Raw genomic sequence first — 23,494 nt, 5'->3', positions numbered from 1 at the left:
TGGATAAAAAAATCATACATGAAGTTGACAGATGTCGTACGTTTTAAGTATAATGACTTAGACTGTCTACTTGATAAGTTATTTGTAATTTGGAGTTTTAATTCCTCAGGGAGGTGCAAGATAAATGAAAAGAACGTTTCAACCAAATAATCGTAAACGTAAAAAAGTACACGGCTTTCGTACTCGAATGAGTTCAAAAAATGGACGTCAAGTTTTGGCTCGTCGCCGTCGTAAAGGAAGAAAAGTATTGTCTGCATAGGCCACTGAAAAGATCTCAGTGGTCTTTTTTCCACTGTAGAAATTTATTATAAGCATATGCAATAATTAGGACTAAAAGATTTGGCGATAAGCCAGACTATCTAATAGAGCAGTGGTTCTTAGGTTAAGGGCCGCTGCTTATTAAGCGTAAAGTTTACTTTTAGCAGATAAAGAGAGTATAAATCCTCTCTTACTGCATAATTGCAACTAAGGCTTATCTATATTAAGGCTTGGCTATAAGCCAAGTTTTCTAAGGTGGTTATAGATGCTTGCGCTTTTGAATAATAAAGGTGATAAATTATGAAAAAAATATTTCGAATAAAGGATAATGAAGAATTTCAACATGTATTCAAGAGTGGAAAGTCTTTTGCTAATCGGCAGCTTGTCATTTATTATGTAAAAAAACCAGACCAGGATCATTTTCGTATTGGTATTTCAGTAGGTAAAAAAATTGGAAATGCTGTTATGAGAAACCGGATCAAGCGGTATTTAAGGCAAGCTTTTCATGAGTTGGATGAAAGAGTGTTACCCACATTTGATATGGTAATCATTGCGCGCCAGCCAACAAAAAAGATGAACTTTCATGAAGTCAAAAAAAGTTTAATTCATTTATTATCTAGAGAGCGTCTATTAAAAAAAAGTAGTCAATTATGAATTTATATAGAATCTTATAATCATTTAATGATAAAATAGCAATTAGAATGGTTATTTTAGGGATTTGTTGTTTAGCACCAGCACTTGGACAAGTGTTTGCGCTGTTCGAATAGTTAGGAGGAAACAAATTGCGTAAAAAGTTTTATTTGCTTGTTACCTTAATAGGGTTGCTGGCAGTTCTTTCTGGTTGTATGGATGTCAATCAACCAATTGATGAAAATACAGAGGGAATCTGGGCGGAATGGTTTGTATATCCAATGTCATGGCTAATTACATATTTTGCTGAATTGTTTGATGGAAACTACGGTTTATCGATTGTAATTGTTACCATAATTGTTCGTTTAGTATTATTGCCATTAAACGTGAAGCAATTAAAGAGTTCAAAAGCAATGCAGGATATTCAACCTGAACTTAAAGAAATTCAAAAGAAATATAGTTCAAAAGATGCGAAAACACAGCAGCAATTACAACAGGAAACAATGGCTCTATTCCAGAAACACGGAGTAAACCCACTTGCGGGTTGTTTGCCAATTTTTGTGCAAATGCCGATATTAATTGCGATATACCATGCTATTATGCGTACTGGAGAAATTCAAACACATACTTTTCTATGGTTTCAGTTAGGAGAAGCAGATCCATTCTTCATTTTGCCAATAGTTGCTGGTGGTGCTACTTTTCTACAGCAAAAGTTAATGATGGCAGGCAGTCCTGCAGCACAAAACCCGCAAATGATGGTTATGCTGTATGTGATGCCAATTATGATTACCGTTTTTGCAATGTTTTTCCCATCAGCGTTAGCGTTGTACTGGGTAGTTGGTAATATCTTTATGGTGGCACAAACGTTATTCATCCGTAAACCAATGATGAAAAACGCAAGTACTGGAGGAGACGAAAAGTGAGAGAAATAACTGCTAGCGGACAAACTGTTGAAGAAGCGGTCCAATCAGCATTAGAGCAGTTAAACACAACAAGGGACCACGTAGAAGTAGATGTTATTGATGAAGGCAAGAAAGGACTTTTGGGTATATTTGGTTCAAAGCGAGCAATTGTGAAAGTTATAATTGCTAAAAATCAAATAGAACAAGCTGAAAAGTTTTTGCAGGAAGTAACGGAAAATATGAATGTTTCAACTCAAATCACAACAAAAGTTGAAGACAATCACGTAACGTTTGAATTATCAGGTGAAAAGATAGCTTTATTAATTGGAAAACGCGGCCAAACCCTAAATGCAATCCAATATTTAGCACATCTTGTAATAAACAAGGATGGGAAAGCTTATTACACTGTCACTGTTGATGCAGAGGGGTACCGAGGACGCAGAAAAGAAACACTTGAATCTCTTGCACATAAAATGGCTGATAAAGCGACACGGCTAAACAAGAAAGTTGCGCTAGAACCTATGCCAGCGTTCGAACGTAAACTGATCCATAGCGCTTTGCAAGGAAATAAAGAGATCTCCACCTATTCAGACGGTGTCGAGCCACATCGCCATATTGTTATAAAACCATAAAAACTATTAAAATCCCTAGGTAAATTCCTAGGGATTTTTTTTAGGCGCTATTCGAGGGTGGGATTTCCACTTTAAAGACGATTAATAACAGGATAGGATGTTTAGAATGTTCAACTTCAATGGTTGGATCTAATACGTAGTTGAAATAGAATGCGTAGTAACTGCTGGAATAAACTCTCGTCCCGCAGTCCGGGGTCGCTGCGGGCGGATGCTTTCCGCGGGCAACGCTTCAGCTTCCTCGGAAGCCAAAACCGCTTCCTGCGGGATCTTCAGCTGTTGCTATTCCCGCAGGAGTCACCGCCCTCCGCTCACCCGGACTAGTGTAGTGCTGTCACAGATTTATTCTATAGCGATTCCTACTTCAGTCAACAGCGGAGGAAATACACGTAGACTCCAGTGGGAGCTGAGGCCTAGATGAGACTACGCAGCGACGTAGGAGCAAGGAGGCTCATCAGCCGCCCTAGGTGCACGAAGTGTATTTCCGGAGCGGCATTATAGCACTCATACTTTTTAAAAAGTACTTCGCATTTTATATCTATTTAGTAACATTTAGTGTGAATGCTAGCTAAGAATTTCGCCATTAAATCTTTGCGATAAATCAAGTTTACTAATTAGTACAAAAGGATGAATTAACCAATTATAGCCTGTTTCAACTCAAACTATTTTACTGTTTTTCTATTGAATAGAGGAATCCACACAAAGATAATCGAATGATTACGTAAATCGATAAAGGAGTGGATTCTTTGAAACACGGAAAAATTTCAATACTTATACTGGCAATGTTGCTTATGATAGGTACACCAGTATATGCAGCACCGCAAGATGCATCAAACGACCAATCTAGTCAAGCTTTTGACAATAAAGTCGTTAAGCGGGTGAACGTTGAAAATATTTATCAGCACGTTAGTTATTTATCAGAGGAAATAGGCCCCCGTGGTGCTGGTACTGAAGGTGAGTTAGAGACGGTTGAATACCTTGTTGATCAATTTGAAAGTTATGGATATGAGAATGTTTCTGTACAGGAATTTACCTTTCCTTCGGGTGGAGAAGAAGTTACTTCTTATAATGTAGAAGCAACAAAAGAGCCACTGAAGAATCATGACACAGGTCAAGAAATTATAGTAGGGTCACATCATGACTCTGTACCGTGGGGGCAAGGTGCAAACGATGATGCGTCAGGTACTGCTGCTCTTCTTGAACTAGCTAGGGTGTATGCAAGTACACCAACAGATACGTCAATTAAATTTGTAGCATTTGGTGCGGAGGAGTATGGTCTATGGGGATCACGTAAATATGCAGAAGCAATGTCAGCTGAGGATGCCGAAAATACGGTTGCGATGTTCCAAATGGATATGGTTGGCAGTGAAGATGCAGGAGACCTAGTTATGTTTACTGCTAATGGTGAAAAAAATACAGTAACAGACCTTGGTGCTGCAGCAGGATCCAGAGTAAGTGAACTTGTTCCATATAGTGAGCTTGGAAGAAGTGATCATGTTGCTTTTCATAATTTAGGTATCCCTGCAGCATTATTCATTCATACACCTCTAGAGCCGTGGTATCATACGGAAGATGACGTACTGGAACATATTAGTAAAGAAAAATTAAAGAATGTGACAGATATCGTTGGTTCAGCTATTTACCAGGCAGCTCGAAAGGATACACCTGCACTGGAAAAATCAAATGTAGCACCAGTCCCTGTGGATTATTATTATGAAGAACCAAATCTTTAATTGTTAATAAGTTTCCAATCTAAAAAAACCTTTTATTCACATGTGGATAAAAGGTTTTTTTAATGTTTGTTTTTTGTAATTGTGGATAAGTTTATTTTTGATTAAAAATGTGATATTCTATTAAGTTAGTGACAATAAAAATATAAGCATTTAAATATAAATTAAATTAAAGTTGAAAATGATGGAGGTGAAAGAAATGGAGACAGATACAATTACTGCGATATCGACACCAATAGGTGAAGGGGCAATTGCAATAGTGCGGTTAAGTGGACCAAAAGCAATTCCTGTTACAGCTGGGTTGTTTCAAGGGAAAAATTTACTTGATGTTGATACCCATACCATTCATTATGGAAAAATTATCGATCCTGCGACAAATGATGTTGCTGAGGAAGTGATGGTTTCGGTGATGCGTGCTCCAAAAACATTCACACGTGAAGATATTGTTGAAATCAATTGTCACGGTGGTATGGTAGCTGTAAACCGAGTGTTAGAGATAGTACTTGGAGAAGGGGTAAGAATTGCTGAACCAGGAGAATTTACAAAACGCGCTTTCTTACATGGTCGAATTGATTTATCACAGGCTGAAGCTGTAATGGATCTGATTCGGTCCAAAACAGACAAAGCTATGTCGGTAGCATTAAAGCAAATGGACGGACGATTATCAGAACTGATCGGACAGCTCAGACAGGAATTACTTGAAACAGTTGCCCACGTAGAGGTGAATATAGATTACCCTGAGTATGATGATGTAGAAGAAATGTCGAATGAAATGATGCGTAGCAAATCAAAAGAAGTGCATGCTGAAATAGAGGAACTTTTACAGGTAGCAAAGCAGGGGAAAATTTTGCGTGAAGGATTGGGTACAGCAATTATTGGGCGTCCAAATGTTGGTAAATCATCATTAATGAATACACTTGTCCAAGAAAATAAAGCAATTGTAACAGAAGTACCTGGTACAACTCGTGATACGATTGAAGAATACGTTAATGTTCGTGGCGTGCCGCTTCGGCTGGTAGATACAGCTGGTATTCGAGAAACGGAAGATATTGTTGAGAAAATAGGTGTTGAACGGTCAAGAAAAGTGTTGAAAGAGTCAGATCTTATATTATTTGTATTAAATTATAATGAAGAATTAACCATCGAGGATGAGAAACTTTTTGAGGCTGTTCAAGGATTGGATTATATTGTTATTATTAATAAATCTGATTTGGAGCCAAAACTTGATATGAATAAAGTCAATGAACTAGCTGAAGGTAAACCAGTCATTTCAACCTCATTAATTAAAGAAGAGGGTGTTGATGAAATGGAGTCCGCAATTGCTAAGACATTCTTTGCTGGAGAACTTGATGCTGGAGATTTGACGTATGTTTCAAATATAAGACATATTCAATTGCTAAAGCAAGCGAAACAAGCACTTGAAGATGCAATGGGAAGTCTTGATATGAATATGCCGCTTGATATTGTACAAATCGATGTAACACGAACATGGGAGTTTTTAGGTGAAATAATTGGAGATACTGCTAGTGATAGCTTAATTGATCAGTTATTTTCACAATTTTGTTTAGGAAAGTAGCATTATTAGAAAACTTGGCTTATCGCCATGCCTTTAATATAGATAAGCCCTAGTTGCACTTATGCAGTAAGAAAGTATTTTCTTAACTGCTAAATAAGAAAGGATGAAAAAGTATGGTATATGATGCAGGACATTATGATGTAATCGTTGTTGGCGCAGGTCATGCAGGTGTAGAAGCAGGTATTGCTGCATCAAAAATGGGTGCGAAAACACTTATGCTGACATTGAATTTAGATATGATTGCTTTTATGCCGTGTAACCCATCATTAGGCGGTCCTGCTAAAGGAATTGTCGTACGTGAGATAGATGCATTAGGTGGGGCAATGGCAAAAGTAATTGATAAAACCCATATTCAAATGCGCATGTTGAATACTGGAAAAGGTCCAGCAGTACAGGCATTACGTGCTCAAGCTGATAAGCCTTTGTATATAAAAGAAATGAAAAATGTCATTGAGAACGAAGAAAATCTGACCTTAAGACAGGGTATGGTAAATGAACTTATAATGGAAGATGGTGTATGTAAAGGGGTTATTACCGAATCAAAAGCTGCTTATCATGCAGAGACTGTAATTGTTACAACAGGTACGTTTATGCGTGGTAAAGTGCTAATGGGTGATCTTGAATACGAAAGTGGTCCAAACAATCAGCGTGTATCGGTAAAACTATCTGAACACCTGGAAAAACTAGGCATTGAAATCACTCGATTTAAAACTGGTACACCGCCACGTGTGAATAGCCATACAATTGACTATTCAAAAACGGAAATTCAGCCTGGAGAGAATAAACCACAAGCATTCTCATATGAAACAACCGAATATATTTTGGATCAGATTCCTTGCTGGTTAACGTACACGAACGAAGTTACCCATCAACTAATTAATGATAATTTGTCACTATCTGCAATGTATTCTGGAATGAAACGTGGTACTGGTCCACGTTATTGTCCATCAATTGAAGATAAAATTGTTCGATTTAATGATAAACCGCGACACCAAATCTTCCTTGAGCCAGAAGGAAGAGATACAGAAGAAGTATATGTACAAGGACTATCAACGTCACTTCCAGAGTCTATTCAGCATGACATGGTTCGATCAGTTCTAGGTCTGGAAAATGCGGAAATTATGCGTGCAGGCTATGCGATTGAATATGATGCAGTAGTTCCTACGCAGTTATGGCCAACACTGGAATTAAAAAAAATCCCTGGACTCTTTACTGCAGGTCAAATAAATGGAACTTCCGGTTATGAAGAAGCAGGTGCACAAGGAATTATGGCCGGAATTAATGCAGCTGCTAAAGTACTTGGAAAAGATCCATTAATTTTGGACCGTTCACAGGCTTATATTGGCGTATTAATTGATGACCTTGTAACAAAAGGAACTAATGAACCGTATCGTCTATTAACATCACGTGCGGAGTATCGTTTGTTATTGCGTCATGATAATGCAGATATGCGTCTGACCGAAACAGGTTACAAATTAGGCTTAATAACTGAAGAACGTTATAATAAATTTGTTGAAAAGAAACGATTGGTAGAAGAAGAAAAGAAAAGATTGTCAAAAATTGTCATTAAACCAGAAGAGCATGTTCAACAAATGATGGATGAAGCAAATGGAACCCCGTTAAAAGAAGCGGTTAAAGCTTATGATTTACTGAAACGTCCTGAAATTACGTATGATATGCTTGAAAAAGTAATCGAACCAAATGAATCACTTCCATACGATGTTAGGGAGCAAGTTGAAATACAAATTAAGTATGAAGGTTATATTAAAAAGTCAAACGAACAAGTGGAACGTATGCTTAAAATGGAAGACAAAAAAGTTCCTGATAATCTTGATTATGATGATATTGATGGAATCGCATCTGAAGCCAAAGAAAAACTGAAAGAAGTACGTCCGCTTTCAGTTGGTCAGGCATCCCGAATTTCAGGTGTAAATCCAGCAGATGTTTCCATTTTACTTGTTTATATTGAACAGGGAAAGATTGCTCGAGTTGCTAATTAAGTGAGTGTGAGGTGCTCTATTTTATGAATCCAGAACAATTTGTTGAAGCATTACGTCAAAAAGGTATTGAACTAACAGATAAACAGATAGAGCAATTTGCTATATACTTTCAAACGTTAGTTGAATGGAATGAAAAAATAAATCTTACTGCTATTACGGATGAGGAAGATGTTTATTTAAAACATTTTTATGATTCAATATCCGCAGCTTTTTATCATGACTTTACGAAAGAACTGCATATATGTGATGTGGGTGCTGGGGCTGGTTTCCCTAGCATTCCACTCAAAATATGTTTTCCAGATTTACAGGTGACAATTGTAGATTCATTAAAGAAACGGATTAATTTCTTAAACGAATTAGCTTTAAAATTAGATATAAGTAAAGTAGCTTTTTACCATGATCGTGCGGAGAATTTTGGGAAAGAAGAAAAATTCAGAGAATCATTTGATATAGTCACGGCAAGGGCAGTAGCACGAATGACTGTGTTAAGTGAGTTATGTTTACCACTAACGACAAAGAACGGTGTATTTATTGCTATGAAAGGTTCCCAAAGTGATCAGGAAGTAGATGATTCAATTAAAGTAATTAATTTACTGGGGGGAGAACTGAACACTATACACACGTTTACATTACCAAATGAAAATAGTGAACGGTCTATTATTATTATAGATAAAAAAAGAAATACCCCAAAAAAATATCCAAGAAAGCCTGGAGTTCCAGGTAAAAACCCAATTTTTTAAACTACTACATAGGTAACTGATTGTTGAAATAATATTTTTCTATTTGATACTCTTCTAAGTATATATATGGTAAAATAGGATTATAAACTGAGAGACATACCGTTCGCACGCAGCAGTGTTTATACTGCGCTTTTTTCTTGTTGATAGTTTTAGCTTTTCAAAAATGTTCCACGTGAAACATTTTGCTAGTTTTAAGCAGTTAAGAAAGTATAAATACTTATTACTGTGTAAGTACAACTAAGTCTATCGCCGTTAATGCTTGGCGATAAGCCAAAGTTTCTAGTATAGCAATTTTTGTTATATAGTATTAATAAAGGTGGTGTTTGGTAATGGTAAGCCCTTTTAACCGAATTTTCGGTTCGGGAGATAAATCTGATTCTGAATCAGAAGAAGAAAAGTACCATCCAGATGAAGTAATCCAACTTTCTGTTCAGAAAATAGAACCGAATAGATTTCAGCCAAGGTCGATATTTGATGACGAAAAAATCCAAGAACTAGCTCAAACTATACATACACATGGAATGATTCAGCCGATAGTGGTTCGTAAGATTGATGATGGGGATATGTATGAACTTATTGCTGGTGAACGAAGGTGGCGTGCTGTAAAGCTATTAGAGTGGGAAAACATACCGACTATCATCCGTGGTATGTCTGATGCAGAGACAGCATCTGTTGCTTTGATAGAAAATCTTCAGCGTGAAGAATTAACTGTTATAGAGGAAGCAAGTGCATATGCTAGTCTATTAGAAATGCATTCATTAACACAGGAAGCCTTAGCACAACGTTTAGGTAAAAACCAATCAACTATAGCTAACAAATTGCGGTTACTAAAACTGCCAGAGGAAGTTAGACATGCGATATTAAAGAAGGATATTACAGAACGACATGCTAGGGCGTTAATAAAGTTGAGCGATCCCGATCAGCAATTGAAAGTTCTAAATGCTATACTTGAAAAAGAATTGAATGTAAAACAGACAGAAGAATATATCGACAAGTTGAACCAGCCGAAAGAAAAACCGACTAAAAAACAAGCTAAACTTAAAGGTGTTAACAAGGATATTCGAATTGCAATGAATACCATTCGACAGTCTTTAAGTATGGTTTCAGATACTGGTATTGATGTGGAAGCAAATGAGGAAGATCTTGATGAATTCTATCAAATCACGATTAAAATTCCGAAAAAGAAATAATATATTCTTCATTTATATGATATACTTTTAAAATTCACAATTGGACCATTCATCTTTGCTAACTAAGATGAGTGGTTTTTAACTATATATTATTAGCAGTTGGTAGATTTCTAAATATTTTTTTGAACAATCAACTATATTAATAGGTCTTTTATTAAAAAAAGTGATAGAATAATAAGTATAGATTTTAGGTAGGTGACAGCATGGGTAAAATAATAGCCATAGCCAATCAAAAGGGTGGCGTAGGAAAAACAACATCATCGGTAAACTTAAGTGCAGGTCTTGCACACTTGAAGAATAAAGTTTTGATTGTGGATATTGATCCTCAAGGTAATGCCACAAGTGGAGTAGGTATAAACAAAGCAGACATGAATCAATGTATTTATAATGTACTGGTAGAGGATTTGCCTGCTGAGGAGGTATGTGTCCCTACGAAAGTCGAGAATTTGGACATTATACCTGCTACGATTCAACTTTCGGGAGCTGAGATAGAATTAGTTCCTACTATTTCACGTGAAATTCGATTGAAAAAAGCCTTGGAAAATCTAAAAGAAGAGTATGATTATATTATAATTGATTGTCCACCTTCTTTAGGTTTGCTTACAATTAATGCACTTACATCCTCTGATACTGTATTAATACCAGTTCAATGTGAGTATTATGCATTAGAGGGTCTAAGTCAGTTATTAAACACCATTCGTCTAGTACAAAAGCATTTAAATAAATCATTAATGATCGAAGGTGTTTTATTAACAATGCTTGACGCAAGAACCAACCTTGGCATACAAGTCATTGAGGAAGTAAAAAAGTACTTTCAGGACAAAGTATACAAATCAGTCATCCCTAGAAATGTTCGATTAGGTGAAGCACCGAGTCACGGGGAACCTATCATAACATATGATCCAAAATCAAAAGGTTCTGAGGTATATCTTGAATTAGCGAAGGAAGTGATGAGTAATGGCGAGAGGGTTAGGTAAGGGGATTAATGCTTTTTTTCCAGATGTAGAAGAGAAGGATGACGACGTTATTCAGGAAGTCCCTATTAATGAATGTCGACCAAATCCTTATCAACCAAGAAAAACTTTTCACGCAGATGCAATAGAGGAGCTAAAAGATTCAATTCTTGAATATGGTATAATTCAGCCTTTAATTGTACGTAAAAGTATAAAAGGCTATGAGGTTGTTGTAGGAGAGCGACGCTTTCGTGCTGCAAAGGAAGCCGGGCTTGAGAATGTTCCAGCTGTAGTAAAAGAATTAACTGACGGCAAGATGATGGAAGTTGCCCTATTGGAAAATCTTCAACGGGAAGATTTAACTCCGATTGAAGAAGCACATGCATATCAAAATTTAATGAATGAATTGGAAATTACACAAGATGAACTTTCAAGGCGTTTAGGTAAGAGTAGGTCCCATATTGCTAATATTGTTCGATTGCTTTCGCTTCCCGATCAAGTTGTAGCTTACATAAACAACGGAGAACTAACGATGGGACATGGCCGTGCTTTATTAGGCATTAAAGATAAGCAGAAGGTTCTGCCATTTGTTGATAAAATAAGAAAAGAAAAGATGAATGTAAGGCAAGTGGAGCAACAGATTCTTGATTTGAATGAAAAGAATAGTAAGAAAAAGAAGGAAAAGCCAAAGAAAGATATATTTCTTCAGGAAAGAGAAACAATATTGCGTGATCGTTTAGGTACTGCTGTGACAATAAACCAAGGCAAACGTAAAGGAAAAATTGAAATAGAATTCTACTCTAATGATGACTTACAACGTATATTAGAAACATTGGATTAGTAATGAATAGAAACGGCTGACTTTTTAAAGGTTGATTCATTAAATTGTCAGCCTTTTTTTAGCAATCAATCAAGTATAAAACTATCTTAGTGTACAAGTGGATCTAGGCTTCGCCATTAAAGCTAGCATTCTATGGCATAAGGGTTCCAAGAAAACAAAGTAAGTATTCATAAAAATAGCTAAGCAATTTTTAACGATTTGGTCCAATGAAAGAAGAACATACAAGTTAGTGGAAACATGTGATATGCATGTTTTTTAGCAGTTAAGAAAGTATAAATACTTTCTTACTGCATAAGTGCAACTAATGATTTCGCCATAAGGCTTGGCGATAAGCCAAGTTTTCTAATAAATTTTCACAAAAAATGGGGTGTTTCAGTTATGATATATTTTGATCAGGCTGCATCATCATTTCCCAAACCAGTAGAGGTGGGGGAGGCGATGGTTTTTGCGCTAAACGAAGTTGGAGCTAACCCAGGTAGAAGTGGTCATCATCTAGCCAGAAAAGCATCTGAAATAATACAGGAAACCAGAGAGAGAGCTGCTCGCATATTTGGTTGTAGTGATCCCAAAAGGGCAATTTTCTTCCAGAATGCAACAGGTGCATTGAATCAAGCAATTAAGGGCCTGCCGTGGCGAAAAGGAGATCATATTATTGCCACAACAGTTGAACATAACTCTATACGGAGGCCCCTGGAGAATCTGAAGCGAATCTATGGTCTAGAAGTTTCATACATTAAATGGGACGAAGATGATGAATCATTTATCGAACAGATAAAGAAATCCATTAATTCTAATACCAAATTAATAGCAATGACACATGCGTCAAATGTAACTGGGTCACTTTTACCAATTGAAAAAGTAGCTAACATCGTATCGAATCAAAATGTGTTAACACTTGTTGATGCATCACAGACTGCTGGTCATATACCTATTCATATGAGTCAAATGGGAATTGATTTAATGGCGTTTCCCGGACATAAAGGTTTATTAGGGCCTCAAGGAACGGGTATGCTGCTAATCGAAGGAAATATTGAACTTCAACCAATATTTCAAGGAGGAACAGGTGCCTTTTCAGAAGACCCTGAACAACCTAATCAAATGCCTGAAAAACTCGAAAGTGGTACATTAAATACACCCGGGATTGCTGGTTTAAATGCTGCCCTAAAAGCATTTGAAAGCAGACAAGATGTAAATGTTCCACGTGAAACATTTTTAATAGAAGTACTATTAGAAGGACTAGAAACTATTGAAGGGGTTACTTGTTACGGACCAGGCAAGCAAAAACCCCGAATGCCGATTGTGGCATTTAATATATTTAATATATCTTCACAGGAAATAGCAATGATCCTTGATTCACATTATAAAATAGCTGTTCGGTCAGGGCTTCATTGCAGTCCGACGACACACGAATCATTAAACACAATTGAACAAGGTGTGGTCAGGGCAAGTCTTAGTATATTTAATACTAAAGAAGAAGTCGATGCATTCATTAAAGCGATAAATGAAATAGCATCTTCATATAAGTTGATTTAATCTTTATTAGTAAATGGAGTTGTCGTTATGGTCTTATTTGGGACATTGGTAAATGGAGCACTTATTATAGCAGGATGTTTAATAGGGTTATTTTTCACAAAAATACCAGAAAGATATAAAGAAACGGTAATGCATGGAATTGGGCTTGCAGTTATATTAATAGGTATGCAAATGGCATTTACTACTGAAGTAATTGTTGTTGTGTTATTGAGTCTATTAACCGGTGCAATTATTGGTGAATTTATTCATGTGGAAGAAGGTCTTAATCGACTAGGCGCATGGATAGGTAGTCGATTTACGACAACAAATGACAATTTTAGTGTCGCGCAAGGTTTTATAACGGCTTCACTAATATTTGTAATAGGAGCTATGTCTGTGATTGGAGCTTTAGATGGTGGTCTGCGAGGAGACCATGAAGTTCTTATTACAAAAGGCGTGATTGATGGATTCGTTGCAATGGTATTAACGACAACATTGGGATTTGGTGTCATTTTTTCTGTGATTCCGGTTCTGCTTTACCAAGGTTCAATAGCGCTTTTAGCTACGCAAATTGAAAAACTGCTTCCTGAATCTTTTTTAAATGGACTGATTGTAGAATTAACCGCAGTGGGCGGGTTACTTATCGTAGCAATTGGGTTAAATTTACTGAAAATCGTCCAGATACGGGTTGGGAATTTGTTGCCCTCGCTTCTTACAGTTGGATTTGTCTATTATATCTATTTATTATTCTAAGAACTCTACAATTTAGTAGGGTTCTTTTTAAGCAGTTAAGAAAGTATAAATCCTTTCTTACTGCATAAGTGCAACTAAGGCACTCGACATTAGGCTTGGCAATGCCAAGTTTTCTAATGTGAAACAAGTTAGACTTCTACGCCACTATTACGTTTTTGGTTCGAAGCAATAATAGCTGGTAAAGGCCTGTTGTATGTTAATTGCTGATCTAATGTTTCTAGTAAAGCAGCAATGGACTTAGCCATGTCTACAACAAGTGATAATCTTGTATTTTGCAAGATAGAATATTCCATAAATCCACTTATATTAACCACACCAGTAATATGAATGTTTCCAACAGAAGGAAGATCCTTATTTAATGCTGCTCCAGGCTTCAAGGACCCAACATCCGATATGATACTGCCTACAGATGACAATTTCCCTAAGGAGGCATCTACAGCAATAATAAATGCATCCTTGTGTTGTGCATTTATTAACTTAATATGATCTTTCAAATTTATGGCATGAACGGGGTCTGCTAACGTTCCATAAATATTTATATGTTTCGGCTTTCTTTCTGAAAAAAAAGATCCTGTCAATGGACCAAGTGCATCCCCGGTTGATCGATCAGTTCCAATACAAACAACAACATATTCACGAGGTGTCTTAGGAAACCAAGAGATTAACCTCTCACTCATTGCGTCCGTTAGGGTAGGGTCAGTATGTAACAATTGCAACTTATCATTTTTTGGAACAAAACGATTTATTAGATTCATAGCTTATCCTCCATAAACATATTGGTATAAGTATACGGAAAAAATTATCGATCTATACGTAGATACGAAAAATAATGGAGGAAATGCGATGTGGAGAGCTGGTCTGAAGTGGATGTTTTTAATAATTGGTACAACTATTGGGGCTGGATATGCTTCTGGCAGGGAACTATGGCAATTTTTTGGTCATGAAAGTGGACTTGCCATTCTGTTGTTTACGTTATTTTTTTCGATATGCTGCAATGTGATAATGAATGTTAGCTATGAAAAACAGTCAACTGACTATTTACCGGTACTTCGTGATATAGTTGGAGTTAAATTAACAAAATTATATGATGTTATGATATTTTTATATTTGTTTACGACAACGGTAGTGATGATTGCTGGTAGTGGTGCTACAGGACAAGCATTTAACTTTTCCTACTGGTGGGGAGTGCTTGTTATTGCAGTTTGCCTGATAATTTTGTTTCTGAAAGATATTAGTGGACTGTTGGTAATGAATCAGGTTATTTTGCCATTATTACTTGGTGGACTTTTGTATATTTTGTTAATATTTACAATGGATCAGGAACTGTCAATGTTTTCACATTTGTCTGAGCAACGGAATTGGACTGCAGCATTTCCTTTTACAGCATTGAATATTTTACCTTTAATAGCAGTGTTGGGAGCGATAGGAAATAAAGTTAGATCCAAGCAGGAAATATGGATTGCTTCACTTGGTAGCGGTTTAATCTTGGGTACGATATCATTCATATATAATAATAGTTTAATACAGATAGCCGATGAATTACTTTTATATGAAATACCATTATTCGCAATACTAAAGCACTACCCATTTGGAATGCTTATATTTATGTCAATACTTCTATGGTTTGCTATATTTACGACGGCTGCTGCAGGGGTATTAGGTATTGTTTCCAGACTCCAAAGTATAATAAAAATGCCAATTTGGTTATTAGTAATTCTCATACTAGTAGCAATGATTCCATTAACGACATTAGGTTTCTCTACGTTAATAAGCTATATTTATCCGGTATATGGTATTCTTAATTTATATGTATTAACAAGATTATTGCTCTACCCATATTGGAAAAAAATGGAAGAACGCAATTGAATTTCTCTTTTCTTTCAATGATAGCAGCATTATTGTAAAATCTAGCTATAGAGTTGAACGTCGGAGGTATTATTTTGGAATTTATCAACAATAAATTTATACAGCTATGGGACTATATTGCAGGTCCTGAATTATGGGTAAAAATTGGTCAGGGATTATTTCAAATTATTTTAATCATTTTCCTGTCGATCATTATAATTCGTGTTGGAAATAATGTTATCGGCCGTGTTTTTCATAATAAATCACGTGGTCCGTTTCGTATTACAGAACGAAGGGAGAATACGCTTAAAAAACTGATCAAAAATGTTTTAAAGTATACCGTTTATTTCACAGCAATTATCATGATATTGGATAATGTACTAGGTGCAAAAGTAGGCCCGTTGCTGGCTGGAGCAGGTGTTGCAGGTCTGGCTATTGGATTTGGAGCACAAAACCTTGTCCGTGATATTATTTCCGGATTCTTCATAATTTTTGAGGATCAATTTTCTGTAGGGGATTATATACTTACTTCAGGTGTTGAAGGAACCGTAGAAGAAATCGGGATGCGTACAACTAAAATTCAAAGCTGGACTGGCGAACAACATGTACTTCCTAATGGAAACGTAACACAGGTTACTAATTACTCCATTTATAATGGTCTAGCTGTTGTGGATGTGAACGTGCCTTATGAGAGTGATGTTGGCAATGCCGAGAAAATAATTGAGAGTGTTTGTAAGACATTGCCGGATAAATATGAAGAAATTGTTCGAGTTCCAGAAATAATAGGTGTACAAACATTGGAAAGCTCCTATTATGTAATTCGTATTATTGCTGAAACACTGCCAGCATATCAATGGGCAGGTGCACGAATAGTTCGAAAAGAAGTGCAGGATGTTTTATATAAGGAAGGCATTGAAATTCCATCACCACGTTTAGTGATGTATTCCAGAAATCAAGAGCCGACATCATTAGAACTAAATCATGACAAGGAAGTATAAAAGGGGGGTCCGACATGTCGGATAAACAATTTGAATTAAATGATATTGTTCAGATGAAGAAACAGCATCCTTGTGGCGAAAATCGCTGGAAAATTGTTCGAATGGGTATGGACATCCGAATTAAGTGTATGGGATGCGATCACAGCGTCATGATTCCACGGAAAGAATTCGCTAAAAAGATGAAAAAAATACTTGTGAAGGCAGAAGAATAATTTGTCTAAAATTCTTTTAAGTGTCTAAAAAAATTAATTATAGTTGTGGTATGATCAATGAAAATTGAAAATTGCGGTGGCACTCTATAAAAATAAGCAATTATAATTGCTTATTTTTACTTTTTCATTGCTTGTCAATTTAACATCTTGTATCTATAATTGATATGACTAACGCGTTCATATGAATGAAATCCTTAAGGAGTGAAAGTTGAATGGCTTTAACAGCAGGAATTGTTGGGCTTCCCAATGTTGGTAAATCAACATTGTTTAATGCAATTACACAAGCTGGTGCAGAGGCTGCGAACTATCCGTTTGCAACCATTGATCCAAATGTAGGGATTGTAGAAGTACCAGACAATCGCTTAAATAAATTAACAGAATTAGTAAAACCGAAAAAAACAGTACCAACAGCATTCGAATTTACCGATATTGCTGGTATTGTAAAAGGAGCGAGTAAAGGGGAAGGACTGGGAAACCAATTTTTATCCCATATTCGCCAGGTCGATGCAATCTGCCAAGTTGTGCGTTGTTTTCAAGATGATAATATTACGCATGTATCAGGTAAAATTGATCCAATAGATGATATCGAGATTATCAATCTTGAACTTATTTTAGCTGATCTAGAATCTGTAAACAAACGGATACAACGGGTGGAAAAGCTTGTTAGACAGAAGGATAAGGAAGCTATTGCAGAGCATGATATTCTTCTTAAGCTTAAAGAAGGGCTTGAAGAAGAAAAACCTGTACGAGCTTTGGAGTTTTCAGAAGAACATTGGAAAATAGTAAAAGGGCTACATTTATTAACTAGTAAACCAACACTATATGTAGCAAATGTAAGTGAAGAAGAAATTACCGAGCCTGACGCAAATGAATATGTGCAAAGGGTGAAAGAGTATGCAGCAGAAGAAGGTGCAGAGGTAATTGTAGTTTGTGCAAAAATTGAAGAAGAAATAGCTGAACTTGATCAGGAGGAAAAGGAAGAGTTTCTTGATGATTTAGGTATTTCTGAATCTGGGTTAGATAAGCTTATCAAAGCTTCTTATAACCTATTGGGCTTGGCAACCTATTTTACAGCTGGTGAACAGGAAGTGCGCGCATGGACCTTCCGTAAAGGAATAAAAGCACCACAGGCAGCGGGAATTATTCACACTGATTTTGAAAAAGGTTTTATTCGTGCCGAAACCGTATCCTACGATCATCTTATGGATGCAGGGGCTATGGCGCAAGCACGTGAAAAAGGAAATGTTCGATTAGAAGGTAAAGAATATATCGTGAAAGATGGCGATGTAATCCATTTTCGCTTTAATGTGTAAACTTTAACGTAGCAGGATCCCTCGAATGGTTGTTTTTTATAATAAGATTTGGTATAATACGATGTTGTGAGTAATGAAACAAGATTACTCCTTGCTTCATTGACTAAATGAAGCCGCTAAGACCAAAAGGAGGTGTACCGGATGAGAAAATACGAAATCATGTATATCATCCGCCCAGATATTGAAGACGAAGCTCAAACAGCTTTAGTTGAGCGCTTTAATAAAGTTTTAACTGACAATGGGGCGGAGATTGAAAAAGTTGATGAAAAAGGCAAGAAACGTCTTGCATATGAAATCAATGATTATCGTGATGGATATTATGTAGTCATTAACTTTACTAGTGATGCAGATGCAATCAATGAATTTGATCGCTTAGCTAAGTTTTCTGATGATATTATTCGTCATATGGTAATTCGAGAAGATGATCAATAATAAGGGGTGGTTCTGATGTTGAATCGTGTCGTGCTTGTCGGCAGGTTAACGAAGGATCCTGATCTACGTTATACACCAAATGGAGTGGCAGTAGCCAACTTTACGATAGCAGTTAATCGACCTTTTTCAAATCAGCAAGGTAACCGTGATGCTGACTTTATCAACTGTGTTGTTTGGCGCAGACCGGCAGAAAACCTGGCAAATTACATGAAAAAAGGCAGTTTGATTGGTGTCGATGGACGTTTACAAACGCGTACATTTGAAGGAAAAGATGGGAAAACTGTATTTGTAACGGAAGTTGTTGCAGACAGTGTTCAATTCCTTGAATCTAAAGGTTCTTCACAAAGCAGTGGACAACAATCATCAGGATACCAGCAAAATCAAAATCAAAACCAGAATCAGAACCAAACAAATCAAAATCAAAATCAAAACGAAGAGGAACCGTTCAAAAACAACGGTGAGCCTATCGATATATCAGACGATGATTTACCATTCTAAATAGATTAGTGTTAATCTAAAAAGAAGGAGGGGTATTAATGGCAGCTCGTCGCGGACGTGCAAAGCGTCGTAAAGTGTGTTATTTCACAGCCAACGGAATTACACACATCGATTATAAAGATGTTGATTTACTAAGACGTTTCATTTCAGAACGCGGGAAAATTCTCCCTCGTCGTGTAACTGGAACTTCTGCAAAATATCAACGTAAACTTACAAAAGCGATTAAACGCTCTCGTACAATGGCATTATTGCCATATGTAACAGAGTAATAATAGCAATAAAAAGCCTTTTGACAGTGTAAAAACTATCAAAAGGCTTTTTTATTGCTGTATTTGGCAGTTAAGTATAAATCCTTTCTTACTGCATAAGTGCAACTAAGGCTTATCTATTACGGCTTGGCGATAAGCCAAGTTTTCTAATAAAGGACTAAGGTAATTAATTGTTGTATTTAGTGTAGATATCTGACCAAGCGGTTGGAATATATTCGCGCACCTAGGTCTTACTATGAACCTCCAACGTATAGGACGTGCTAATGCAGACGTGACGCACCTAAGGCTACCTCGCATACAAAATGCTCTCTGTGGGTCTCTTAAGCATTGCCCTAAGGTGCACGAGGTATGTTTCCGAAGCGGTGTCATAGACTAAAGCTGTTTTTCCATGTTCGAAGTTTATATCTATAGCAACAATCATTCAATTATCGATTATTTTCCCTTGCTCTATTCTTAGAATACGGTCGCCAAGTCTCTCCGCTTCTTTAAGGTCATGGGTAACCATAATAATTGGTATCTTCCACATGGCATGCAGACGGAGTAGTTCTTGCTGGCATTCTTCCTTTGTCTCATCATCTAAGGAGGAAAAAGGCTCATCCAACAGAAGTGCCTCCGGCTTAGTAGCTAAAGCTCTCACGAGGGCTACACGTTGTTTCTCGCCACCTGATATTTCAGCAGGGTAACTTTCAAGGATATGTTCGATTCCAACAACGTTAACTAATGTATTAACAAGCTTGATATCTTTCATCCTGTAGTTGATGTTCCCTCTTATGGTCATGTGAGGGAATAAGGCATAATCCTGAAATACATATCCTATATTTCGTTTTTGAACAGGAATCGGTTTTTCTTTTTCCTGAAAAAGCACTCGGTCATTTAATACGATTTCACCAGAATCAGGATGAATAAGTCCTGAGATACAGTTCAATGTTGTGGTTTTGCCAGCACCAGATGGTCCGGTTAATACGGTAATTTCCTCGCTAACGTTTAACACAGCATGAAGTGTGTATGCTTTAAGTATTTTCTTTATCTTCAATGAAAGCATTATACAACCCACCTAGATCATTTATCACTTGTAAATCTTAAAATATTCCGCCCGCTCCACCAATTCAGCCAAAGAATGGCAGTGAATCCAACAGCAACAATACTGATCACCCAAAACACTGCAGCATCCATATTCCCGGAATCAACAGCAAAATAGATTGCAAGCGGGATTGTTTCTGTTTGATTTGGAATATAGCCGGCAATCATAAGTGTTGCGCCAAACTCACCAAGTGCCCGAGCAAATGTTAGTACTAATCCTGCTAATAACCCGGGCCATGCCAGTGGAAAGGTTATTGTCCAAAAAACTGTCCACTTAGATGCCCCCATCGTCAATGCAGCATTTTCAATATTGACATCATAATTTTGAAAAGAAGCGGCAGCACTTTGATACATTAACGGAAAGGAAACGACAATTGCAGCTAACACTGCCCCAAACCATGTAAATACAATCTGAATACCAAACAGATCTAGTAATAAACTTCCGAATGGGCCATTTTTGCCAAATAAATAAAGCAGACCAAATCCAACAACAGTAGGTGGCAGAACCAATGGAAGCATTAACAATGATTCTAGTATTCTCTTTCCAGGAAATCGATAGCGGGAAATAATTCTAGCAAGGAAAATGCCAATAATGACAACTATTGCTGTTGCAATACTGGCTATTTTCAGTGATAGAAATAATGGTGTGTAGTCCATTTCAGTTCCCACCTTTAAGAGTTAAATCCATATTCGGCCAAAATTGATTGTGCTTCATCTGTTTGCAGAAAGTCGATAAATGCTTTTGCCTTTTCTTTGGTGTCACTTGATGTCATTACAGCAGCAGGATAATCAATTCTCTTATACAGCGATTCATCTATTTTAGTAACCTCTGTTACCATTTTGGAACGATTCAGGTCACTGGCATAAACAAATCCAATGTCAGTATTTCCAGACTCAACGTATGTAAGCACTTGTCGTACATCTTTGGCGTGAACAAGCTGACTTTTTATACTTTTCCAAGTTCCACTTGCGGTTAATGCTTCTTTTGCATAGCTTCCGGCAGGTACACTTTCTGGGTTTCCAATTGCTATTTGGTCCAGTCCGCTAGAAGATAAATCTTTCAATGTATCAATGGATAGATCAGCATTATTTGTTGAGACTAGTACAAGTTTATTTTGTGTAAAATTTATTCTTGTATCATCGAGAATCATTTTCTGCTCTGCTAGGTTGTCCATCCATTTTTGGTCTGCTGAAAGAAATAAATCAACAGGTGCACCTTGCTGTATTTGCTGCGAAAGCTTACCAGAAGCTCCATAGTTTAATGTAAGCTTCGTACCTGGATGTTCCGATTCATACGCATCTGCTAGCTTTGACAGTACATTGGATAAACTTGAAGCAGCTGATATGAAGAGCTCATGTTCTTTCGTATTATCCTGATTGCTGCAGCCTGCATTAATCAGTAGGGATAATGCAAGAAAAATGTATACGATATATTTCATCAAAAAAACTCCTATTTTCGAATTTTCCGCTTTGGATAAATGGTGATTATTTTAATTATAAAAAGAATTGAATAGATTAGGAAGAGCCATAAGTACATAACATCTACCTTAAAAATCAAAGCTATAATTGTATATAATATAAAGGGAATCGTCGCTGTATAAGCACTCATTTTCCACAGTATTGGGAATCTGATTTTACGTCTCATTAACCGGGATATACCCGTTCCTATGTAAGCAATTAGTGAAAGCAGCAGAAAAACCATTATAATTAATGGTAAGTAATAAAATAAGAAAAAGTACACGAACAGTAAAAATAACTGCATGTCAGCACTTGCGCCACCGGTTGCTGTTAGTCGATCAATTAGCGACGGAATAGAAACAAGCAATACAAGAATAGACATATATAATACAGTAATGTCCATTCCGATTCGATTTAATTTAAACATTGCCTGTTTATTTGGCAATTTAACACTGTTTAAGAATGCTTGCAATAAAATCATTAGGTTCATCCTTCTTCATAGAATCTTGCATTAGTTCCATTATAATAAAAATCTATAATAAAATCGCTTCCTGACCTTGAAAATTCGTTGACTTTTATTGTTGGTCTACAAAATTCAACAAGTTATTACCCGGGAAATATTAGAATCAGTTAATTCGAATACCAATTAATGCCTAAATCGTGTTATCATATTGTAATGAGATAAATTAATTAGATATGTAGGTGCAATACATGAATCAATCAAAAATATTAACAGAAGGTGCCATGCTTACAGCAATATATATTATATTGCTGTTAATCGCAGCTTTTGTTCCAGTAATAACAATAATTGCTACCTTTTTACTGCCAGTACCCTTTATCACATTTGCTTCCAGACATAATTGGAAGCCTTCTCTTTCAATGTTTGGGGTTGCGGTTATATTATCGATTCTTTTTGCAACGATAGTTAGCTTGCCGTTAACCGTGTTAATGGGTCTTGGTGGTATAATGCTTGGTAGTGCTATTCATAAAAAGTTACCTGCGTATGAAACTTGGGGAAGAGGAACGATAGGGTTTGTAGTGGGGCTTTTATTTATTTTTGTATTTAGTCAATTCGTTTTACAAGTGAATTTAATGAATGAAATTGACCAAATACTTAACGAGTATGTACAAATGGTTAAAGAGTTAATGGGACAGTTTGGCTTTATGGATCAGGCGGAAGAACAGATTGAGTTGCTGGAGCAACAGATTGGCATGCTTTCGACGCTGGTTCCAGCTGGAATAGCATTCATTGCGATTTTTATGGCTTTTATTGCTCAATGGGTAAGCTATAAAGTGATTAACCGATTAGACAGCAAGGATTTGGGATTTCCTCCTTTTCGTATGTTGCGCTTACCGGTTTCATTAATTTGGATTTATTTCTTCGCATTAATATTTACATTTTTTGAACTCGATCCATCGAGTACGTTATATTTGGCGGTAAACAATGTGATGATAGTTGCAGGAATGTTAATGACGTTGCAAGGATTATCTTTTATTTTTTTCTATGCTCATCTGAAAAACAAGTCAAAAGCACTACCAGTAGTAAGTGTTATATTGACAATACTTTTCCCTTTTTTCTTCCTTTATTTTGTACGTCTCTTAGGTATAATTGATATAGGATTTTCACTAAGAGATCGCATTTCAAAGGGTAAGAAGTAAATGGGAGTTAAGTAGT

General features: G+C 36.5%; 26 protein-coding genes. 21 read left to right on the top strand and 5 right to left on the bottom strand.

Features of this window, described 5'->3' with window-relative positions:
- The first annotated feature begins 124 nt into the window (after nt 1-124).
- The 13 genes from rpmH to J2Z82_RS11575 all read left to right on the top strand — a co-directional run bounded on the left by rpmH (nt 125) and on the right by J2Z82_RS11575 (nt 13,714).
- Nucleotides 125-259 (top strand): 50S ribosomal protein L34, encoded by a 135-nt coding sequence (gene rpmH / locus J2Z82_RS11635; protein WP_092491006.1) that lies wholly within the window; start codon nt 125-127, stop codon nt 257-259.
- 299 nt (nt 260-558) lie between these two features.
- Nucleotides 559-912: a ribonuclease P protein component gene (rnpA, locus tag J2Z82_RS11630; protein ID WP_209480958.1), complete on the top strand. Its 354-nt coding sequence runs from the start codon at nt 559-561 to the stop codon at nt 910-912.
- Nucleotides 913-1,040: 128 nt separating this feature from the next.
- Nucleotides 1,041-1,811 (top strand): YidC family membrane integrase SpoIIIJ, encoded by a 771-nt coding sequence (spoIIIJ, locus tag J2Z82_RS11625; protein WP_209480957.1) that lies wholly within the window; start codon nt 1,041-1,043, stop codon nt 1,809-1,811.
- A complete protein-coding gene (gene jag, locus J2Z82_RS11620; RefSeq protein ID WP_209480956.1) occupies nt 1,808-2,422 on the top strand; it encodes an RNA-binding cell elongation regulator Jag/EloR in 615 nt (204 codons plus the stop codon). The genes spoIIIJ and jag overlap by 4 nt, the downstream gene beginning before the upstream one ends.
- Nucleotides 2,423-3,156: 734 nt before the next feature.
- The gene (locus J2Z82_RS11615) at nt 3,157-4,152 is read left to right on the top strand and encodes a M20/M25/M40 family metallo-hydrolase (protein ID WP_425348063.1); all 996 of its coding nucleotides are present in this window, start codon (nt 3,157-3,159) and stop codon (nt 4,150-4,152) included.
- Nucleotides 4,153-4,348: 196 nt separating this feature from the next.
- Nucleotides 4,349-5,725: a tRNA uridine-5-carboxymethylaminomethyl(34) synthesis GTPase MnmE gene (gene mnmE, locus J2Z82_RS11610; protein WP_209480955.1), complete on the top strand. Its 1,377-nt coding sequence runs from the start codon at nt 4,349-4,351 to the stop codon at nt 5,723-5,725.
- Between the two features lie 113 nt (nt 5,726-5,838).
- Nucleotides 5,839-7,725: a tRNA uridine-5-carboxymethylaminomethyl(34) synthesis enzyme MnmG gene (gene mnmG, locus J2Z82_RS11605; RefSeq protein ID WP_209480954.1), complete on the top strand. Its 1,887-nt coding sequence runs from the start codon at nt 5,839-5,841 to the stop codon at nt 7,723-7,725.
- Nucleotides 7,726-7,748: 23 nt separating this feature from the next.
- Entirely contained in the window at nt 7,749-8,465 is a 717-nt protein-coding gene (gene rsmG, locus J2Z82_RS11600) for a 16S rRNA (guanine(527)-N(7))-methyltransferase RsmG (protein WP_209480953.1), read from the top strand.
- A gap of 329 nt (nt 8,466-8,794) precedes the next feature.
- The gene (noc, locus tag J2Z82_RS11595; RefSeq protein ID WP_209480952.1) at nt 8,795-9,655 is read left to right on the top strand and encodes a nucleoid occlusion protein; all 861 of its coding nucleotides are present in this window, start codon (nt 8,795-8,797) and stop codon (nt 9,653-9,655) included.
- Between the two features lie 203 nt (nt 9,656-9,858).
- Nucleotides 9,859-10,632 carry a ParA family protein gene (locus J2Z82_RS11590; protein WP_209480951.1) on the top strand — a complete coding sequence of 258 codons (774 nt, stop codon included), beginning with the start codon at nt 9,859-9,861 and terminating at the stop codon, nt 10,630-10,632.
- Nucleotides 10,613-11,449: a ParB/RepB/Spo0J family partition protein gene (locus J2Z82_RS11585; RefSeq protein ID WP_209480950.1), complete on the top strand. Its 837-nt coding sequence runs from the start codon at nt 10,613-10,615 to the stop codon at nt 11,447-11,449. Before J2Z82_RS11590 ends, J2Z82_RS11585 begins: the two co-directional genes overlap by 20 nt.
- 378 nt (nt 11,450-11,827) lie before the next feature.
- On the top strand, nt 11,828-12,982 hold the full coding sequence (locus tag J2Z82_RS11580; protein ID WP_209480949.1) for an aminotransferase class V-fold PLP-dependent enzyme: 1,155 nt from the start codon (nt 11,828-11,830) through the stop codon (nt 12,980-12,982).
- 27 nt (nt 12,983-13,009) lie between these two features.
- Nucleotides 13,010-13,714 carry a DUF554 domain-containing protein gene (locus J2Z82_RS11575; protein WP_209480948.1) on the top strand — a complete coding sequence of 235 codons (705 nt, stop codon included), beginning with the start codon at nt 13,010-13,012 and terminating at the stop codon, nt 13,712-13,714.
- 128 nt (nt 13,715-13,842) lie between these two features.
- Here the strand turns inward: J2Z82_RS11575 and yyaC are convergent, their stop codons facing one another.
- A complete protein-coding gene (gene yyaC, locus J2Z82_RS11570; protein WP_209480947.1) occupies nt 13,843-14,469 on the bottom strand; it encodes a spore protease YyaC in 627 nt (208 codons plus the stop codon).
- Between the two features lie 88 nt (nt 14,470-14,557).
- On the opposite strand from yyaC, the gene J2Z82_RS11565 reads away from it, so the two are divergent.
- The 7 genes from J2Z82_RS11565 (at nt 14,558) to rpsR (ending at nt 19,281) form a co-directional block, all read left to right on the top strand.
- Complete coding sequence (locus tag J2Z82_RS11565; RefSeq protein WP_209480946.1) at nt 14,558-15,580, top strand: YkvI family membrane protein; 1,023 nt, start codon at nt 14,558-14,560, stop codon at nt 15,578-15,580.
- A gap of 74 nt (nt 15,581-15,654) precedes the next feature.
- The gene (locus tag J2Z82_RS11560) at nt 15,655-16,557 is read left to right on the top strand and encodes a mechanosensitive ion channel family protein (RefSeq protein WP_209480945.1); all 903 of its coding nucleotides are present in this window, start codon (nt 15,655-15,657) and stop codon (nt 16,555-16,557) included.
- Nucleotides 16,558-16,571: 14 nt separating this feature from the next.
- A complete protein-coding gene (locus J2Z82_RS11555) occupies nt 16,572-16,769 on the top strand; it encodes a DUF951 domain-containing protein (RefSeq protein WP_092491022.1) in 198 nt (65 codons plus the stop codon).
- 212 nt (nt 16,770-16,981) lie between these two features.
- Complete coding sequence (gene ychF, locus J2Z82_RS11550) at nt 16,982-18,082, top strand: redox-regulated ATPase YchF (protein WP_209480944.1); 1,101 nt, start codon at nt 16,982-16,984, stop codon at nt 18,080-18,082.
- 141 nt (nt 18,083-18,223) lie between these two features.
- A complete protein-coding gene (gene rpsF, locus J2Z82_RS11545) occupies nt 18,224-18,514 on the top strand; it encodes a 30S ribosomal protein S6 (protein ID WP_209480943.1) in 291 nt (96 codons plus the stop codon).
- 15 nt (nt 18,515-18,529) lie between these two features.
- Nucleotides 18,530-19,012 carry a single-stranded DNA-binding protein gene (ssb, locus tag J2Z82_RS11540; protein WP_209480942.1) on the top strand — a complete coding sequence of 161 codons (483 nt, stop codon included), beginning with the start codon at nt 18,530-18,532 and terminating at the stop codon, nt 19,010-19,012.
- A gap of 38 nt (nt 19,013-19,050) precedes the next feature.
- Nucleotides 19,051-19,281, top strand: a complete 231-nt coding sequence (rpsR, locus tag J2Z82_RS11535) for a 30S ribosomal protein S18 (RefSeq protein ID WP_092491026.1) — start codon at nt 19,051-19,053, stop codon at nt 19,279-19,281.
- A 421-nt stretch (nt 19,282-19,702) separates the two neighbouring features.
- Here rpsR and J2Z82_RS11530 read toward each other — a convergent pair whose 3' ends face one another.
- Genes J2Z82_RS11530 through J2Z82_RS11515 form a run of 4 tightly spaced genes read right to left on the bottom strand, consistent with a single transcriptional unit; the run spans nt 19,703 to nt 22,300 of the window.
- Nucleotides 19,703-20,323 (bottom strand): ATP-binding cassette domain-containing protein, encoded by a 621-nt coding sequence (locus J2Z82_RS11530; RefSeq protein WP_209480941.1) that lies wholly within the window; start codon nt 20,321-20,323, stop codon nt 19,703-19,705.
- A gap of 17 nt (nt 20,324-20,340) precedes the next feature.
- A complete protein-coding gene (gene modB / locus J2Z82_RS11525; RefSeq protein ID WP_209480940.1) occupies nt 20,341-21,018 on the bottom strand; it encodes a molybdate ABC transporter permease subunit in 678 nt (225 codons plus the stop codon).
- Nucleotides 21,019-21,032: 14 nt separating this feature from the next.
- Nucleotides 21,033-21,800: a molybdate ABC transporter substrate-binding protein gene (modA, locus tag J2Z82_RS11520; RefSeq protein WP_209480939.1), complete on the bottom strand. Its 768-nt coding sequence runs from the start codon at nt 21,798-21,800 to the stop codon at nt 21,033-21,035.
- Nucleotides 21,801-21,811: 11 nt separating this feature from the next.
- Complete coding sequence (locus tag J2Z82_RS11515; RefSeq protein ID WP_209480938.1) at nt 21,812-22,300, bottom strand: DUF1189 family protein; 489 nt, start codon at nt 22,298-22,300, stop codon at nt 21,812-21,814.
- Between the two features lie 230 nt (nt 22,301-22,530).
- Between J2Z82_RS11515 and J2Z82_RS11510 the strand changes: the two genes are divergently transcribed.
- Complete coding sequence (locus J2Z82_RS11510) at nt 22,531-23,478, top strand: YybS family protein (protein WP_209480937.1); 948 nt, start codon at nt 22,531-22,533, stop codon at nt 23,476-23,478.
- Nucleotides 23,479-23,494 lie beyond the last annotated feature (16 nt).

Origin of the sequence: Virgibacillus litoralis (genome assembly GCF_017873675.1) — a bacterium.
GTDB lineage: Bacteria > Bacillota > Bacilli > Bacillales > Amphibacillaceae > Lentibacillus > Lentibacillus litoralis.
Note: the sequence above shows the minus strand (reverse complement) of the source record. Positions and strands in the feature narration are given on the sequence as shown.

What these genes read in the sequence shown, in the direction of transcription:
- rpmH (WP_092491006.1), top strand. Translation starts at nt 125, where the DNA reads ATGAAAAGAACGTTTCAACCAAATAATCGTAAACGTAAAAAAGTACAC.
- rnpA (WP_209480958.1), top strand. Translation starts at nt 559, where the DNA reads ATGAAAAAAATATTTCGAATAAAGGATAATGAAGAATTTCAACATGTA.
- mnmE (WP_209480955.1), top strand. Translation starts at nt 4,349, where the DNA reads ATGGAGACAGATACAATTACTGCGATATCGACACCAATAGGTGAAGGG.
- mnmG (WP_209480954.1), top strand. Translation starts at nt 5,839, where the DNA reads ATGGTATATGATGCAGGACATTATGATGTAATCGTTGTTGGCGCAGGT.
- rsmG (WP_209480953.1), top strand. Translation starts at nt 7,749, where the DNA reads ATGAATCCAGAACAATTTGTTGAAGCATTACGTCAAAAAGGTATTGAA.
- noc (WP_209480952.1), top strand. Translation starts at nt 8,795, where the DNA reads ATGGTAAGCCCTTTTAACCGAATTTTCGGTTCGGGAGATAAATCTGAT.
- J2Z82_RS11590 (WP_209480951.1), top strand. Translation starts at nt 9,859, where the DNA reads ATGGGTAAAATAATAGCCATAGCCAATCAAAAGGGTGGCGTAGGAAAA.
- J2Z82_RS11585 (WP_209480950.1), top strand. Translation starts at nt 10,613, where the DNA reads ATGGCGAGAGGGTTAGGTAAGGGGATTAATGCTTTTTTTCCAGATGTA.
- J2Z82_RS11580 (WP_209480949.1), top strand. Translation starts at nt 11,828, where the DNA reads ATGATATATTTTGATCAGGCTGCATCATCATTTCCCAAACCAGTAGAG.
- J2Z82_RS11575 (WP_209480948.1), top strand. Translation starts at nt 13,010, where the DNA reads ATGGTCTTATTTGGGACATTGGTAAATGGAGCACTTATTATAGCAGGA.
- yyaC (WP_209480947.1), bottom strand. Translation starts at nt 14,469, where the DNA reads ATGAATCTAATAAATCGTTTTGTTCCAAAAAATGATAAGTTGCAATTG.
- J2Z82_RS11565 (WP_209480946.1), top strand. Translation starts at nt 14,558, where the DNA reads ATGTGGAGAGCTGGTCTGAAGTGGATGTTTTTAATAATTGGTACAACT.
- J2Z82_RS11555 (WP_092491022.1), top strand. Translation starts at nt 16,572, where the DNA reads ATGTCGGATAAACAATTTGAATTAAATGATATTGTTCAGATGAAGAAA.
- ychF (WP_209480944.1), top strand. Translation starts at nt 16,982, where the DNA reads ATGGCTTTAACAGCAGGAATTGTTGGGCTTCCCAATGTTGGTAAATCA.
- rpsF (WP_209480943.1), top strand. Translation starts at nt 18,224, where the DNA reads ATGAGAAAATACGAAATCATGTATATCATCCGCCCAGATATTGAAGAC.
- ssb (WP_209480942.1), top strand. Translation starts at nt 18,530, where the DNA reads ATGTTGAATCGTGTCGTGCTTGTCGGCAGGTTAACGAAGGATCCTGAT.
- rpsR (WP_092491026.1), top strand. Translation starts at nt 19,051, where the DNA reads ATGGCAGCTCGTCGCGGACGTGCAAAGCGTCGTAAAGTGTGTTATTTC.
- J2Z82_RS11530 (WP_209480941.1), bottom strand. Translation starts at nt 20,323, where the DNA reads ATGCTTTCATTGAAGATAAAGAAAATACTTAAAGCATACACACTTCAT.
- modB (WP_209480940.1), bottom strand. Translation starts at nt 21,018, where the DNA reads ATGGACTACACACCATTATTTCTATCACTGAAAATAGCCAGTATTGCA.
- modA (WP_209480939.1), bottom strand. Translation starts at nt 21,800, where the DNA reads ATGAAATATATCGTATACATTTTTCTTGCATTATCCCTACTGATTAAT.
- J2Z82_RS11515 (WP_209480938.1), bottom strand. Translation starts at nt 22,300, where the DNA reads ATGATTTTATTGCAAGCATTCTTAAACAGTGTTAAATTGCCAAATAAA.
- J2Z82_RS11510 (WP_209480937.1), top strand. Translation starts at nt 22,531, where the DNA reads ATGAATCAATCAAAAATATTAACAGAAGGTGCCATGCTTACAGCAATA.